The organism is Mycobacteriales bacterium (genome assembly GCA_035690485.1).
Classification (GTDB): domain Bacteria; phylum Actinomycetota; class Actinomycetes; order JAFAQI01; family DASSKL01; genus DASSKL01.
This window is the reverse complement of record DASSKL010000004.1, coordinates 1-15427: the sequence shown is the minus strand read 5'-3', so window position 1 is coordinate 15427 and position 15427 is coordinate 1. Positions and strand designations below refer to the sequence as shown.

The window sequence follows — 15427 nt, the reverse complement described above, 5'->3', positions numbered from 1 at the left end:
AGGAGATCAGCAACGGCTGGCGCTAGTCTCCCGGGGGCTTGTCGCCGGCGAGCAGCGAACCGACCCAGGGCGTCGATGCGGACGCCGCGGTGCACCAGCGCCTGGCGCAGGACATCGCGTCGTTATGCGTGTACGGCGACGGCACGGTCGTCCAGCGCTGGATCTCCGGGTCCTGGCAGGCCTCGAAGACCGCCTCCACGTCCACCTGGTGCGAAGGGCCGCAGCGTCAGCTGCTCGGTCTGCAGTTCGTGCGGGCGAAACGCGGCAGGCCGCCAGTGTCGAGCCACGGTCAACCGAAATCGTGACGAGGCAGCCCTCTACCAGGTGCCGAGCAGCTGGTCGACGAAGGCGTGCACCGACGCGACGTGTGGGTGGTCAATCGCGGCACAGTCGGTGTGGGGGGCCACATGCACCGCCGGGATGCCCGCCGCCCGCGCGCCGTTGACGTCGAAGTGCACGGAGTCGCCGAGGTAGACGCACTGCTCGGGCGGCAGCTGCAGCGCTTCCAGGGCAAAGCCGAAGATCGCCGGATCGGGCTTTTCGACGCCGACGACCGCGGAGTCGATCACGACGTCGACGTACGCGCAGTCGGAGTCGGCGGTCGTGCAGATCCGGTGCTTGGCGAGCTCGGCGGCGACCTTGCCGGTCGCGTTGGACACGATCGCCAGCCGGATCCCGGCGGCCTGCAACCGCAGCAGCTGCTCGGCCACTCCGTGCACCGGAACGAACGGGTCCTCGAGATAGACGTCCTTGATCGCGTCTGCCGCCGCCTCGACCTCCCCGGCCGCCACGCCCAACCACTGCGCGATGACCCGGTCGGCGTGGGGGTAGTCGGTGCGTCCGATGCGGTCGAGCTCGGCCATGCCGAGGAAGTGTGCGCGGTGACATGCCTCGTCGTCGGGAGCGATGCCGTACGGCGCTAGCCGGACCCGAAACGCCGCGGGATCGGGCATGAGCAACACGCCACCGGCGTCGAGCAGCACGGCCTTCACCTCGGGCTCCACGACGGCACACGGTAGCCATCCCAGCGCCGGACGATCTTCTGGTTGCAGAAGACGTTGATCCAATGCCCGCTTTGTCATGGCTTTCGGCACAACGAGCTCACATGAAGTGCAGCCAGGAGATCCACAAGCGCAAGGCGCATGACGGCGAGAGGTGCCGGTCAGCGGTGCGCGCGTAGCAGCAGGAGGCTGCGGGCGGCGAGCTGGATGTCGCCGACCACGGTCTGCTCGGTGGTGTCGTGACTCGTGTCGATGACCACGTCGTACGCCGTTGCCCAAGGTTCGCCGGGAAGCGTGAACGTCACCGGTACGTCGTCGGCGTGCAGGACGAGCAGGAACGAGTCGTCGACGATCCGGTCGCCGCGGGCGGTCCGGGTGCGGATGCCGTCGCCCGCGAGGTACATGCCGAGGGTGTGCGCGGGCTGCTCCCAGTCGGTGTCGGTCATCTCGAAGCCCGCCGGCGTGAACCACGCCAGGTCTTTCACGCCGGCTTCGTCGACCGGCTGGCCTTGGAAGAATGCCCGCTGCCGCAGCACCGGGTGCCGCCTGCGCAGCGCGACGAGCCGTTGCACGAACGCGAGCAGTTGCGTGCGGTCCGGGTCGAGGTCCCAGTCGATCCAGGAGATCTCGTTGTCCTGCACGTAGGCGTTGTTGTTGCCCTGCTGGGTGTGCGCGACCTCGTCGCCCATCCGCAGCATCGGCACGCCCGTCGACAGCAGCAGTGTCGCGAGCAGGTTGCGCATCTGCACGGCACGCACCGATCGGATCGCGGGATCGGTGGTCGGACCTTCGACGCCGTAGTTGGCCGAGCGGTTGTCGTCGCTGCCGTCCCGGTTGTCCTCGCCGTTGCTCTCGTTGTGCTTGCGCTCGTAGGACACCAGGTCGTGCAGGGAGAACCCGTCGTGTGCCGTGACGAAGTTGATGGAGGCGAACGGCCGGCGCCCGTCGTCCTGGTAGAGGTCGCTGGACCCGGACAGGCGGTAGGCCAGCTCGGCGACGCCGGTCGTGGCGTGCGGGCGCCAGAAGTCCCTGGTGGCGTCGCGATACTTGCCGTTCCACTCGGTCCACAGCGGCGGGAACTCGCCGACCTGGTAGCCGCCCTCGCCGAGGTCCCAAGGCTCCGCGATGAGCTTGACCCGGCTGACGATCGGGTCCTGCTGGATCACGTCGAAGAACGCCGAGAGCTTGTCGACGTCGTGGAAGGACCGGGCCAGCGCTGCCGCGAGGTCGAAGCGGAACCCGTCGACGTGCATCTCGGTCACCCAGTAGCGCAGCGAGTCCATGATGAGCTGCAGCACGTGCGGGTGGCGAGCGTCGAGCGTGTTGCCGGTGCCGGTGTAGTTGACGTAGTAGCGCGGGTCGTCGTCGCGCAACCGGTAGTAGGCCGGGTTGTCGATCCCGCGCAGTGACAGCGTCGGGCCGAGGTGGTCGCCCTCGGCCGTGTGGTTGTAGACCACGTCGAGGATCACCTCGATGCCCGCCGCGTGCAGCGCGCGCACCATCGCCTTGAACTCCCGCACCTGCTGCCCGCCGGAGCCGCTGGAGCAGTAGGCAGCGTGCGGGGCGAAGTAGCCGAGCGAGTTGTAGCCCCAGTAGTTGGTCAGCCCGCGCTGCAGCACGGCCGGCTCGGTGACGAAGTGGTGCACCGGCATCAGCTCGACGGCGGTGACGCCCAGCCCGCGCAGGTGTTCGATCGCGGCCGGATGGGCCAGCCCGGCGTAGGTGCCCCGCAACGCGGCCGGGATGTCGGGGTGGCGGGCCGTGAAGCCCTTGACGTGCAGCTCGTAGATGACGGTGTCGGCCCACGGCGTCCCCGGTCGCTGGTGGTCGTCGCCCCACGGGAACACGTCGTGCACCACGACGCTGCGCGGGACGTACGCCGCAGAGTCGCGGTGGTCCTGCACGGTGTCGTCACGATCCTGCGGGTAGCCGAAGACGGCGACGTCGAGGACGAAGGCGCCGTCGATCGCCAGCGCGTAGGGGTCCATCAGCAGCTTGCTCGGGTTCCAGCGGCAGCCGCGCGACGGGTCGAACGGCCCGTCGACCCGGTAGCCGTAGCGCTGGCCCGGCGCGACCTGCGGCAGGTAGCCGTGCCACACGTGGTAGGTGACCTCGCTCAGCGGGTGGCGCGTCTCACGCCCCTGCTCGTCGAACAGGCACAGGTCGACCGCTTCCGCGCCGTCGGCGTAGAGCGCGAAGTTGGTGCCCTCGCCGTCCCACGTCGCGCCGAGCGGGTGCGGGCGCCCGGGCCACGGCGCGCTCGCCGGCGCCGGTGATGCGGGACTGCCCTCGGAGCTCATCGCGGGCCAGTCTGCCCTGCGTCAGGACTGCGGCGCGTGGCGGTCGAGAAACGCGTAGACGTCGGTCGTGTCCACGCCCGGGAAGGCGCCCGGCGGCAGTGCCGCGAGCAGGTGGCTGTGCGCGCGGGCCGACGGCCAGGCGTGGCCTGCCCACTTGTCGGCGAGCTCCCGCGGGGGTCGCTTGCAGCACGACGGCGCCGGACAGGTCGACTTGCGCCGGCGCTGGGTGGTGTCGGCACCGCGGAACCACTTCGCGTGCTGGAACGGCACCCCCACCGTGACCGCGAACTCCGTGCCGCCGGCGGGCTCTACGTGGGAGTTGCAGAAGTAGGTGCCGGCCGGGGTGTCGGTGAACTGCGTGTAGGTCGCGTAGCGGTCAGCCGACCCGAACACGCGCCGGCTCGCGAACTGCCGGCAGGCGAGCTGGCCCTCGATCGCGCCCGAGGCGTCGGTGGGGTAGGGCAGCTCGTCGTTCTCGTAGGCCTTGTAGATCGTGCCGCTCGCGTCGGTGCGGGTGAAGTGCACCGGCAGCCCGAGGTGGTGGGTGGCCAGGTTGGTGAACCGGTGTGCCGCCGTCTCGTGCGAGACGGCGAACACGTCGCGCAGGTCCTCCATCGACAGCGCGCGAGCGCGCTTGGCCTCGAGCAGGAACGGTACGGCGGAGCGCTCGGGCACCAGCAGCGCGGCGGCGAAGTAGTTGGCCTCCACCCGCTGGCGCAGGAACTCCGCGAAGTCGCCGGGGTCCGTGTGGCCGAGCGCGAAGTGCCCGAGGGTCTGCAGGATCACGTAGCGCGGGTCGTGACCGGCGGGCCGCTGCGGCAGGTAGATGCGGCGGTGGGTGAGGTCGGCGACCGAACGGGTGGACTCCGGCAGGTCGCTGACGTTGTGCAGCGTGAAGCCGTGGTGCGCGGCGAGGTCGCTGATGATCCGCTGGGGCACCGCACCGCTGGTGTGGCCCACCGCGCGCAGCGCTTCGTCGGCCACCTTCTCGACCTCGGGGAAGTAGTTGTTCTGCGCGCGCATCTGCCGGCGTAGCTCCACGTTGGCGAGCCGGGCTGCCTCCGGCGTGGCCGCGACGTGCTCGTCGCGGCGACGCAGCTCGTCGTACAACGCGACGATGTGCTCGAGCACCTCGGTCGGCATCCGCGGGCTGGGTCGCAGGGGGGTCAGCCCGATGGCCTGCAGCGACGGGTCGTGCTGCGCGCGCTGCAGCGCGATCTCCAGCGACGCCCGGCGGCTGGGCGCCTCCGGCCGGAGCAGGTCGTCGAGCGGTACGGCGTAGGCCGCGGCGAGTGCCTGCAGCAGGGACAGCTTGGGTTCGCGGCGGCCGTTCTCGACCAGGCTCAGCAGCGACGCCGCGGCGCCGACACTGCCCGCGACCTGCGCGAGGGTGAGACCACGGTGGCGGCGGGCATGACGCAGCCGCTGGCCGAGGACGACCAGGTCCAGCTCCCCGGGCGGCGCCGGAGCCGTTGTGAGTTCAGCCACGTTCTTCACTCTCATGAAACATCTGCAGAAATTCTCCAGGAACCTTCATCGACAATCGCCATGATGCCGCGGATAGTGAGTACAGATCAAGGAAGTTCACTCAGCGCAGAGGAGCGATCCGGCCCATGACCAACCCCACCGACCTCCAGCAGCAGGCCGCCGCACTCCAGAAGGAGTGGGACACCGACTCCCGTTGGAAGGGCGTCAAGCGCACCTACACCGCCGATGACGTCGTCCGGCTGCGCGGGTCGGTGCAGGAGGAGCACACGCTCGCCCGTCGTGGGGCCGAGAAGCTCTGGCAGCTCGTCAACTCCGCTGACTACATCAACGCCCTCGGCGCGCTGACCGGTAACCAGGCGGTCCAGCAGGTGCGCGCCGGGCTCAAGGCGATCTACCTATCGGGCTGGCAGGTCGCCGGTGACGCCAACCTGGCCGCGCAGACCTACCCCGACCAGAGCCTCTACCCGGCCAACTCCGTGCCGGCCGTCGTCCGGCGCATCAACAACGCGCTCAAGCGGGCCGACCAGATCACCTGGAGCGAGGGCAAGACCGACGTCGACTGGTTCGCGCCGATCGTCGCCGACGCCGAGGCCGGCTTCGGCGGGCCGCTCAACGCCTACGAGCTGATGAAGTCGATGATCGACGCCGGCGCCTCGGGCGTGCACTGGGAGGACCAGCTGTCCTCGGCCAAGAAGTGCGGCCACCTCGGCGGAAAGGTGCTGATCCCGACCGAGCAGCACGTCAAGACGCTCAACGCAGCCCGACTCGCCGCCGACGTCGAGGGCGTCCCGACGGTCGTCGTCGCCCGCACCGACGCGCAGGCCGCGACGCTGATCACCAGCGACGTCGACGAGCGCGACCAGCAGTACGTCACCGGCGAGCGCACCGCCGAGGGCTTCTACCGGGTGACCAACGGCATCGACCCGTGCATCACCAGGGCCCTGGCCTACGCGCCCTACGCCGATCTCATCTGGATGGAGACCTCGACGCCCGACCTCGAGCTGGCGCGGCAGTTCGCCGAGGCGGTGAAGAAGGAGTTCCCGGAGCAGCTGCTCGCCTACAACTGCTCGCCCTCCTTCAACTGGAAGGCCGCCCTCGACGACGACACCATCGCGAAGTTCCAGCGCGAGCTCGGTGCCATGGGCTACAAGTTCCAGTTCATCACCCTGGCCGGCTTCCACGCCCTCAACTACTCGATGTGGGAGCTCGCGAGCGGCTACGCGAAGGGCGACATGGCGGCTTACGTCGAGCTGCAGGAGAAGGAGTTCGCGGCCGAGGCCCAGGGCTACACCGCGACCAAGCACCAGCGCGAGGTCGGCGCCGGCTACTTCGACCTGGTGGCTACGGCCATCGACCCGCAGGCCGAGACCCTCGCTCTCAAGGGTTCGACCGAGGAAGAGCAGTTCCACTAGACCGAAGAGATTTCGCCATGGGGGCCGCGACCTGACGGGTCGCGGCCCTCGTCGTACGTCGCCGTTCCGGCCAGGGGGTCGTGCCGGTCGATCATGACCGGCATGACAGGCTTGACGGCGATTCCCAACGATTCACAGGAGGTCGGCCGCCGGCCATGAACATCGTCGTCTGCGTCAAGCAGGTGCCCGACACCTGGGCGGAGAAGAAGCTGAGCCCGCAGGACAAGACCGTCGACCGGGAGTCCGTCGACGGCGTCATGAACGAGCTCGACGAGTACGCCGTCGAAGAGGCACTGAAGATCAAAGAAGCGCAGGGCGGCGAGGTCACCGTCCTGACGATGGGCCCGGAGAAGGCCGCCGAGACGATCCGCAAGGCGCTGTCGATGGGTGCCGACAAGGCGATCCACCTCGTCGACGACTCGCTGCACGGCTCCGATGCGCTCGCCACCTCCTACGCGATCGCCAAGGCGCTCGGCACGACCGAGTGGGACCTCGTGATCCTCGGTTCCGAGTCGACCGACGCGCGGATGAGCGTGCTCGCGCCGATGCTCGCCGAGCGGCTCGGCGCCACCCAGCTGACGATGGCCCGCAAGGTCGAGGCCTCCGACGGCAGCGTGAAGATCGAGCGGCAGACCGACAACGGCTACGACGTCGTCGAGGGGCCGACCCCGGCGATCGTGAGCGTGGTCGAGAAGATCAACGAGCCGCGTTACCCGTCCTTCAAGGGGATCATGGCGGCCAAGAAGAAGCCGCTCACGGCCCTGTCCGCGGCCGACGCCGGCATCGAGGCCGACAAGGTCGGTCTCGATGCCTCTTTCACGGCGGTCGACGAGGCGCAGCCGCGCCCGCCGAAGCAAAAGGGCCAGATCGTGACCGACGAGGGCGACGGCGGCGTGAAGCTCGCCGACTTCCTCGCCAGCCAGAAGTTCATCTAGGAGCGCCCCGTCATGGCAGAGATCCTCGTCCTGGTCGAACACCTCGACGGGACCCCGAAGAAGGTCACCTACGAGCTGCTCACGAAGGCACGTCAGCTCGGCGAGCCGAGCGCGGTCTACGTCGGTCAGGGATACGACACCGCGAAGGACAAGCTCGCGGAGTACGGCGCGCAGAAGGTCTACGTCGCCGCCGGTGACGACTACGACTCCTACCTCGTCGCGCCGAAGGCCGAGATCCTCGCGCAGCTGGTGCAGGAGGCGTCGCCGGCCGCCGTGCTGATCCCCTCCTCCCCGGAGGGCAAGGAGATCGCGGCCCGGCTGGCGGTCAAGACCGAGTCGGGCGTCATCACCGACGCCGTCGACGTCACCCCCGACTTCGGCTGCGAGCAGTCGATCTTCGGCGGCGCGACGATCGTCAAGTCGAGGGTCACGAAGGGCACGCCGATCATCGCCGTGCGGCCCAACTCGACGGCCCCCGAAGCGGCGCCGGCGCAGCCGACCGAGCAGCAGGTCACCGTGTCGGTCTCCGATGCCGGCAAGCGGGCCAAGGTGCTCGACCGGGTGGCGGAGAAGAAGGGCGGCCGGCCCGAGCTCACCGAGGCGTCGATCGTCGTCTCCGGCGGCCGCGGTCTCGGTGGCGGCGAGAACTTCGCGCTCATCGAGAAGCTCGCCGACACCCTGCACGCAGCGGTCGGTGCCTCGCGGGCCGCGACCGACGCGGGCTGGTACCCCCACACCAACCAGGTCGGCCAGACCGGCAAGACCGTGTCGCCGCAGCTCTACATGGCGATCGGCATCTCCGGCGCGATCCAGCACCGGGCCGGCATGCAGACGTCGAAGACGATCGTCGCCATCAACAAGGACCCCGAGGCGCCGATCTTCGAGCTGGTCGACTTCGGCGTGGTCGGCGACCTGTTCGACGTCGTCCCGCAAGTGACTACCGAAATCGAGAAGCGGTCCAGCTGACGAAGTAAAGTCCCCGGCCGTGGCGTCGGCATGGGACACGTGGTCTGACAAGGAGCTGCGCGACCGGCAGGACGCCCTGCTGCGCGCGCAGGTCGCCGACGCCGTGGCACCGTTCGGGCCGTTCTGGCGCGAACGGTTCCGCGCGCTCGGGATCTCGCCGTCGTCGGTGAAGTCGGTAGCCGGCCTCTCGCGGCTGCCGGCGGTCGGCGAGCGTGACATCAGCCCTGACGGCGACCCGGCGGCGATGGCGGCGCTGGTGCTGCAGCCCAGCGAGACCGGCTACGCGGTGCACGCCACCGGGCCGGCCGTCCGCCGCGCGCTCGCGCGGCGGCTGGTGTCGACGCAGGCCTACCGCCAGGTCGTCGAGACCGACACCCGGCCGACCTCCTACCTGACCACCGGACTCGGCTTCCGCTGGCCCCTGGCCAGCACCCGCGGCGACCTCGACGTCGTCGCGCGCACCGGACGCCGGTTGTGGGACGTGCTCGGCCTGACGGCCGACGACGTCCTGGTCAGCGCCGTGCCGGTGACCCGCAGCGCGGAGCACCTCGGCCTGGAGTACGCCGCGCTCGCGGCCGGGGCTCCGGCCTACTTCCCGGGCCCCGACGCGCGCGACGTCGCCGCGGCGCTCCGGGTCATGCCGGCCACGACCCTCGCCGCGCCCGCGGACGCCGCTGCCGACCTGGTGGACGACCTCGCGACGCTGGGCGCCGACCTGTCCGGCGTACGCCGTCTGCTGCTCGTCGGCGCACCGAGTGCCGCCGAGCGGCGGGCGGCGGCGGGCGCGCTGTCGGGGATGGCCGCTACCGGCGCCGTCGTGCTCGCCGTGCACGCGCCGTCGGGGGCCCGGGTGCTGTGGGGCGAGTGCGCGCCCGGCTCGGGCCTGCACACCTACCCGGACGTCGACCTCGTCGAGGTGGTCGACCCGGAGACCGCGGAGGCCTACGCCGGCAGCGGCCCGGGCGAGCTGGTGCTCACCCAGCTCGGCATGCGCGGCAGCGCGCTGCTGCGCTGGCGCACCGGTGACGTGCTGCCCGGACCGCTCGAGTCGGGCTCGTGCCCGTCCTGCGGTCGCCGGGTGCCTCGCGTGCCCTCGACCCTGGCGCGCGGCGGACTCGTGCAGCGGGTACCCGACCTGCGCCGGCCGCTCGACCTGCGAACGCTTGCCGGCGCGCTGGTCGGCAGTGCCGACGTGGCCGACTGGCGGGTCGTCGTCCACCCACGGTTCCGCGACCACCGGCCGCAGGTGGTCGTGCACCTGCAGACGGCTGCCGATCCGGCCGACGTGGCGGTGGCGGTCGCGGCCGACGTCCGCGCGGGGGCCGGCGTGCTGCCGAGCCAGCTGGTCGTCGTGGCCGCCGACGAGCCGCTGCCCGTGGTCGTGCCGACGCAGGGCCCGCGAATGGGCGCGCCGGTTTCCTAGCCGCGCGGTTAGGCTGAACGTCGATGGTCTACCTGGATCACGCCGCCACGACGCCGATGCTGCCGGAGGCGGTGGAGGCGATGGCGGCGCAGCTGGCGCAGGTCGGCAACGCCTCCTCGCTGCACGCCGCCGGTCGCCGGGCTCGTCGCGTCGTCGAGGAGTCGCGCGAGACGATCGCCGCGGCCCTCGGCGCGCGTCCCAGCGAGGTGGTCCTCACCAGCGGCGGCACCGAGGCCGACAACCTCGCGGTCAAGGGCATCTACTGGGCCCGCCGGGCGCAGGACCCGCGCCGCCGCCGGGTCGTGGTCAGCGCGGTCGAGCACCACGCGGTGATCGACGCCGCGGAGTGGCTCGCCGAACACGAGGGCGCCGAGGTGACGTGGCTGCCCGTCGACGAGACCGGGCGCGTCCAGGTCGAGGCGCTCGACGAGCTGCTGCAGCGAGCGGGCGACGAGGTCGCGCTCGTCTCGGTCATGTGGGCCAACAACGAGGTGGGCACCGTCCAGCCGGTCGCCGAGCTCGCTGCGCTCGCTCACGCGCACGGCGTGCCGGTGCACAGCGACGCGGTGCAGGCCGTCGGCCAGCTGCCGGTCGACTTCGCGGCCAGCGGACTGGATGCGATGACCGTCACCGGGCACAAGTTCGGTGGCCCGATCGGTGCGGGCGCGCTGCTGCTCGGTCGCGACGTCGACTGCGCGCCGCTGCTGCACGGCGGCGGTCAGGAGCGCGACGTCCGGTCCGGCACCCTCGACACCCCGGCCGTCGCAGGTCTCGCGACCGCGCTGCAGGTCGCGGTGAAGGAGCAGCCGACCCGGGCCGAGCGGTTGCACGACCTGCGTGGCCGGCTGGTCGACCAGGTGCGGGCGGTGCTGCCCGACGCGCTGCTCAACGGCGACCCGACGCTGCACCGCGAGCGGCGGCTGCCCGGCAACGCGCACTTCTCCTTCCCCGGCTGCGAGGGCGACTCGCTGCTGCTGCTGCTCGACGCGCGCGACATCGAGTGCTCGACCGGGTCGGCCTGCTCGGCAGGGGTCGCCCGGCCGAGCCACGTGCTGCTCGCGATGGGCCAGGACGAGGACCGCGCGCGGGCCTCGCTGCGCTTCTCTCTGGGGCACACCTCCACCGACGCCGACGTGACGGCCCTCGCCGAGGCGATCGGCCCCGTCGTCGAGCGGGCCCGGCAGGCCCAGAGCCGGTGAGAGAGCGCCGCCGGTGAAGGTCCTCGCCGCCATGTCCGGCGGCGTCGACTCGGCAGTCGCTGCCGCGCGGGCGGTCGATGCGGGCCACGACGTCACCGGGGTGCACCTCGCGCTGTCCCAGCAGCGGCAGACGTTCCGCACCGGCGCGCGCGGATGCTGCACCGTCGAAGACGCGCACGACGCGCGCCGGGCCGCCGACGTCATCGGCATCCCGTTCTACGTCTGGGACCTCGCCGACCGGTTCCGCGCCGACGTGGTCGACGACTTCGTCGCGGAGTACGCCGCGGGCCGTACGCCGAACCCGTGCCTGCGCTGCAACGAACGCATCAAGTTCGCCGCCGTGCTCGACAAGGCGCGGGGCCTGGGCTTCGACGCGGTGTGCACCGGGCACTACGCGCGGGTCGTCGACGGGTTGCTGCACCGCGCCGTCGACCCGGCGAAGGACCAGTCCTACGTCCTGGCGGTGCTCCGCCCGGACCAGGTCGCCCATGCGCTCTTCCCGCTCGGGGACTCGTGCAAGGACGGCGTACGGGCCGAGGCCGCCGACCGCGGGCTCGCCGTCGCCGACAAGCCCGACAGCCACGACATCTGCTTCGTGCCCGACGGCGACGTCCGTGGCTTTCTGTCCCGTCGGCTGGACAAGCGGCCCGGCGAGCTGGTCGACGCCGCCACCGGGGAGGTGCTCGGCCGGCACGACAACGTCTACGGGTTCACGGTCGGCCAGCGGCGCGGCCTGCGCCTCGGCCGGCCGGCGCCCGACGGCCGCCCGCGTTACGTCCTCGACGTGCAGCCGGTGACCGGCACGGTCACGGTCGGCGGAGCCGACGCGCTCGAGGTCTCGACACTGTGCGCCGGCGTTCCCACGTGGTGCGGCCCGGCGCCGTCGCTGCCGATGCGCTGCGCCGCGCAGATCCGGGCGCACGGCGAGGCGGTGCCCGCGACGGCCGAGCTGCGCGACGGCCGGCTGCACGTGGCGCTCGACGCGCCGGTCCGTGGCGTCGCACCGGGCCAGTCGGTGGCGCTCTACGACGGCGACCGCGTCGTCGGTCAGGCGACGATCGGCTGAGTCACGCCACACCCGGGGCGACAGGTCGCGATATCGGCCCGACAACCGGACCGGTCGGTAAGGTCGCGGGCATGGCCGAGCAGGTGGAGCTGACCGATCTCGAGGTGATCTGCCGGTGGAGCCTCGCCGTCCGGGCGGCGAGCGCCGACCGCGACGAGCTCATCAAGGCGTTCGAGGCCGACCTGCAGTGGCTGCGCGGCGAACGGCGCGGCGCGAGCCCGGGCGCTCCCGCCACCGGCACCACGCCGCCGCGGACATCGGTGAAGCGGGCCGCGGCGGTCAGGACCGCGGCGAAGACCCCGGCGAAGAAGGCGCCGACCAAGGGCACGCAGCGGCGGGCTCGGTAACGCTCGACACGTGCGCCGGGCAGCGCTCAGCGCACCGCCCAGCCCTCGGCCGCGGCCTTGGTCTTGAGTCCGGTCCAGAACGACTCCTCCGTCGCCATCCCGACGCCGGGCGCGCCGCAGATGTGCGGTCCGGGGTCGGGCACGATCGGCAGGTTCGGCACTGCGGTGTCGGGGTGCGTGAAGTCGAACGTCTCCGCCAGGTTGCGCGCCGCCGCGTCGCGGCTGGTCAGCGGGGACAGGCCCCAGCGCCATTCGACCATCTTGAGGATCGAGGTGTGGTCGTACTGCGCGCTGCCGACGTAGCCGCGGCGGGCGAACGGCGACAGCACCATCGCCGGCACCCGGAACCCGGCCTGCCCGTGCGGCGTGCTCGTCGGGTTGAGGTCGTGGTCGTCGGGGAGCACGGGCGGCACGACGTGGTCGAAGAACCCGCCCCACTCGTCGTAGGTGATCACGAGCGCGGTGCGGTCCCACAGCGGTGAGTTGAGGATCGCCTGCACCACCAGCGAGAGGAACGCCTGCCCGCGTCGGATGTCGGCGTGCGGGTGGTCGTCGTTGGAGCCGCCCTGGTCCTCACCGAGGAAGAACGGGTCGAGGTAGGAGTACGACGGCAGCGTGCCGGTCGCCGCCTGCGCGAAGAACGTCTCGATGTGGCGGGCGAGCGAGATGTACTTGGTGCCCCACAGCGCGAGGAACGGCAGGTCGCTGAAGTAGTAGTTGGCGCTCACGTTCTTGGCCGCGAGCTTGTCCCAGATCGTCGGCAGCACCGAGGTGACCATGGCGTTGTCGAGCCGGTCGGTCGCCGCGGCGTGCGTGTAGAAGCGGTTGGGATAGGTGGAGCTGAGGATCGAGCAGAAGTAGTTGTCGAAGACCGTCGCCTGCTCGACCAGCGGGCCGTAGAGCGCCAGGTCGTTCTTGGTGTAGTAGCCGAGGGCGTAGTCGTCGTTGCCGCCCTTGCGGAACCCGTCGCACTTGCCGCCGTCGAGCTGCACCCGGCCACCGGAGTAGGAGTGGTCGGGGTCGTTGAAGCCGCAGCCCTGCCACTCGGTCAGGTGGTGCGTTGGGTGCAGGGCGCCCTTGTCGTCGGGGTAGGACAGCCCGGCCTGCTTGCCGTTGGCGCCGGGCAGCCAGCCCAGGTAGTGGTCGAAGCTGCGGTTCTCCATGCAGACCACCACGATGTGGTCCAGCCCGCTCTTGTCCGGGTCGGGCAGCGGCGCCAGCGGCTGGTTGGCCGGGCCGGGCCGGGTGGCCCAGGCGGGCGAGGTCGCGGCCAGCGTCGCGACCCCGGCCGCACCCAGCAGGAACCGGCGCCGGTCGAGCGGCGACATCAGAACGCTCCCTTCGCTGCCTGGAACACGTCCTTGCCGAACGGGACCAGCCCGGTCGCGCCCGCGTAGCCGAGGTGACCCTGCCCGTCGGCCCCGCCGGTCGTGACGCCGAAGAGATCCTCGAGGCTGCGCAGCAGCGAGTAGTGGTTGTAGGCCGTGGTGCTGGTGGAGTCGGGCTTCACCCCGTGACCGATGACCAGGGTGCCGATGCGGCCGCCGCCGGGGCCGGGGCTGCCGGAGGTGATCCCGCCGCCGCCCGCGAGCGGGGTGTCGTAGCCGGACTGCTCGTTGCAGCAGGACGTCGAGTCGCTGCTCTCCGCCTCGTCGCCGCTGACGATGATCAAGCCGTCCTGCTGGAAGGCCCGGGACGCCTCGATCATCGGGATGTACTTCTGCAGCCACAGGTCGACGGCCTTCAGACCGCTGGCCGTGCCCCCGTCGACGTCCTTGCCGACGCAGGGGTCGTCATGGCCGTCGTCGCAGAGGTTCGGGGTGATCAGGTTGAAGTTCGGCACGTCGGCCGGCTTCTTCGCCAGGTCGGTGGCGAGCGCCGTGAGCGGCACCACGTTGGTGACGCAGGTCGCGTGGTTCGGCGCGTCGCCGTAGGTCCGGTCGAGGATCGAGTGGAAGTAGACGAACGGGTTGTGCCGGGCGGCGTACTGGTCGGTGGCCGTGGCGGTCTGCGTCCCGTCGCGCATGCCGTTGGTCGGGTCGAGCGGCGGTGCGCCGCACCGGTCGGGCTCCCGGGACGGGTCGTTGCCCATGTCCTCCATGTAGCCCTTCCACGTCTTGCCGACCGCGTCGAGCTGGTCGGGCAGTGTCTTGACCGATGCCGGGTAGACGCAGCCCTGCCCGATCGCCTGCCCGTCGGGCCCCGCCACGCCCGGCACCACGTCGACGTAGACCTGGCAGTCGCTCTGCGTCAGGAGCGTCGGCGCCTGCCCGGACAGCTGTGCGATGTAGTTGTCGAGGCTCAGGTGCCCGATGCCGTAGTACTGCTCCAGCAGCACGCCCTGCCGGCGCAGCGTCGAGTTGAGGTAGGTCGGCGTCGCGCCGCCGTAGGTCTCGGCGTAGCTCTTGTTCTCGACGTTGATGAGCCAGACGTGGCCGACACCGAGCCGGCTCAGCGCGGTGCCGGCGGGCTGGCGGGCCACCGCCGGCGTGACCAGGCCGGCGATCAGCGCGAGCGCGCCGGCGAGCAGCAGCGGACGTCGGGGGACGCGTGGCAACACGGAGCGACTCCTGTACGCCGGAGGACGGTGCTGCATGGATTCGCCGCGGCTGCGGCGTTCACCTGCCCTGTCGGCGGCCCGCATTAGGCTCGGCCGGTGACCGGTGAGGCCTTGCGACCCTGGCAGCCCGGGGCCGCGACCGGCATCGGGTCACTGCCCGGCGACGACCCCCGCGAGGCGTGCCGGCTGGTCGTCGGCGAGCTGCCCGACCTGCCGCACCTCCCGGAGCTGCCCCACCGCGGTCCAGGCGCCGACATGGTCGGGCGGTCCTGCGGCCTGCTCGTCGACCTGCACGTCGACCTGCAGCCGTCCGGTTGGCGGGTGGTTGGCCGGCCGGGGGTCGACGAGCGGCGCGCCCGCGACCTCCTGACCCGCGACCTTGACGCCCTGGAAGAGGCCACCCAGGGTTACGAGGGCCCGTTGAAGGTCCAGGTCGCCGGGCCCTGGACGCTTGCCGCCGCTCTCGAGCTGACCCGCGGTGACAAGGTGCTGGCCGATCCCGGCGCGGTCCGCGACCTCGCCGACTCGCTGGCGGAGGGGGTCCGGCAGCACCTCGACGACGTCCGCCGCAGGGTGCCGGGCGCCACGTTGCTGCTGCAGCTCGACGAGCCGTCGCTGCCCGCGGTGCTCACCGGCAGCGTGCCCACCGCGAGCGGCTTCGGGGCACTGCGTGCGGTCGACGGGCCCGACGCGGCGACGCTGCTGCGCCGTGCCCTCGACGCCGGCGAGG

Annotated in this window: 14 protein-coding genes; 8 read left to right on the top strand and 6 right to left on the bottom strand. The window is 71.5% G+C overall.

Annotation, left to right across the window (positions count from 1 at the left end; translation table 11 throughout):
* Positions 1 to 22: 22 nt before the first annotated feature.
* The 4 genes from VFJ21_00260 to VFJ21_00245 form a co-directional block, all read right to left on the bottom strand.
* Positions 23 to 199: a hypothetical protein gene (locus VFJ21_00260; GenBank protein ID HET7405555.1), complete on the bottom strand. Its 177-nt coding sequence runs from the start codon at positions 197 to 199 to the stop codon at positions 23 to 25.
* 118 nt (positions 200 to 317) lie between these two features.
* A complete protein-coding gene (locus VFJ21_00255) occupies positions 318 to 1004 on the bottom strand; it encodes an HAD family hydrolase (GenBank protein ID HET7405554.1) in 687 nt (228 codons plus the stop codon).
* A 158-nt stretch (positions 1005 to 1162) separates the two neighbouring features.
* On the bottom strand, positions 1163 to 3301 hold the full coding sequence (glgX, locus tag VFJ21_00250) for a glycogen debranching protein GlgX (protein ID HET7405553.1): 2139 nt from the start codon (positions 3299 to 3301) through the stop codon (positions 1163 to 1165).
* Between the two features lie 21 nt (positions 3302 to 3322).
* Entirely contained in the window at positions 3323 to 4789 is a 1467-nt protein-coding gene (locus VFJ21_00245) for a helix-turn-helix domain-containing protein (protein HET7405552.1), read from the bottom strand.
* A gap of 125 nt (positions 4790 to 4914) precedes the next feature.
* On the opposite strand from VFJ21_00245, the gene aceA reads away from it, so the two are divergent.
* The 7 genes from aceA (at position 4915) to VFJ21_00210 (ending at position 12137) form a co-directional block, all read left to right on the top strand.
* Entirely contained in the window at positions 4915 to 6201 is a 1287-nt protein-coding gene (aceA, locus tag VFJ21_00240) for an isocitrate lyase (GenBank protein HET7405551.1), read from the top strand.
* Positions 6202 to 6356: 155 nt separating this feature from the next.
* A complete protein-coding gene (locus VFJ21_00235; protein HET7405550.1) occupies positions 6357 to 7136 on the top strand; it encodes an electron transfer flavoprotein subunit beta/FixA family protein in 780 nt (259 codons plus the stop codon).
* A gap of 12 nt (positions 7137 to 7148) precedes the next feature.
* Positions 7149 to 8102, top strand: coding sequence for an electron transfer flavoprotein subunit alpha/FixB family protein (locus VFJ21_00230; protein HET7405549.1), 954 nt, complete (start codon positions 7149 to 7151; stop codon positions 8100 to 8102).
* A gap of 19 nt (positions 8103 to 8121) precedes the next feature.
* Positions 8122 to 9525: a hypothetical protein gene (locus tag VFJ21_00225; GenBank protein HET7405548.1), complete on the top strand. Its 1404-nt coding sequence runs from the start codon at positions 8122 to 8124 to the stop codon at positions 9523 to 9525.
* 23 nt (positions 9526 to 9548) lie between these two features.
* Positions 9549 to 10724, top strand: a complete 1176-nt coding sequence (locus tag VFJ21_00220) for a cysteine desulfurase family protein (protein HET7405547.1) — start codon at positions 9549 to 9551, stop codon at positions 10722 to 10724.
* Positions 10725 to 10737: 13 nt separating this feature from the next.
* Positions 10738 to 11790 (top strand): tRNA 2-thiouridine(34) synthase MnmA, encoded by a 1053-nt coding sequence (gene mnmA / locus VFJ21_00215; protein ID HET7405546.1) that lies wholly within the window; start codon positions 10738 to 10740, stop codon positions 11788 to 11790.
* 71 nt (positions 11791 to 11861) lie between these two features.
* On the top strand, positions 11862 to 12137 hold the full coding sequence (locus VFJ21_00210; protein HET7405545.1) for a hypothetical protein: 276 nt from the start codon (positions 11862 to 11864) through the stop codon (positions 12135 to 12137).
* A 26-nt stretch (positions 12138 to 12163) separates the two neighbouring features.
* Here the strand turns inward: VFJ21_00210 and VFJ21_00205 are convergent, their stop codons facing one another.
* A complete protein-coding gene (locus VFJ21_00205) occupies positions 12164 to 13465 on the bottom strand; it encodes an alkaline phosphatase family protein (protein ID HET7405544.1) in 1302 nt (433 codons plus the stop codon).
* Positions 13465 to 14697 (bottom strand): alkaline phosphatase family protein, encoded by a 1233-nt coding sequence (locus VFJ21_00200; GenBank protein HET7405543.1) that lies wholly within the window; start codon positions 14695 to 14697, stop codon positions 13465 to 13467. Before VFJ21_00200 ends, VFJ21_00205 begins: the two co-directional genes overlap by 1 nt.
* Positions 14698 to 14793: 96 nt before the next feature.
* On the opposite strand from VFJ21_00200, the gene VFJ21_00195 reads away from it, so the two are divergent.
* On the top strand, positions 14794 to 15427 hold a 634-nt coding region (locus VFJ21_00195), incomplete at its 3' end, for a methionine synthase (protein ID HET7405542.1).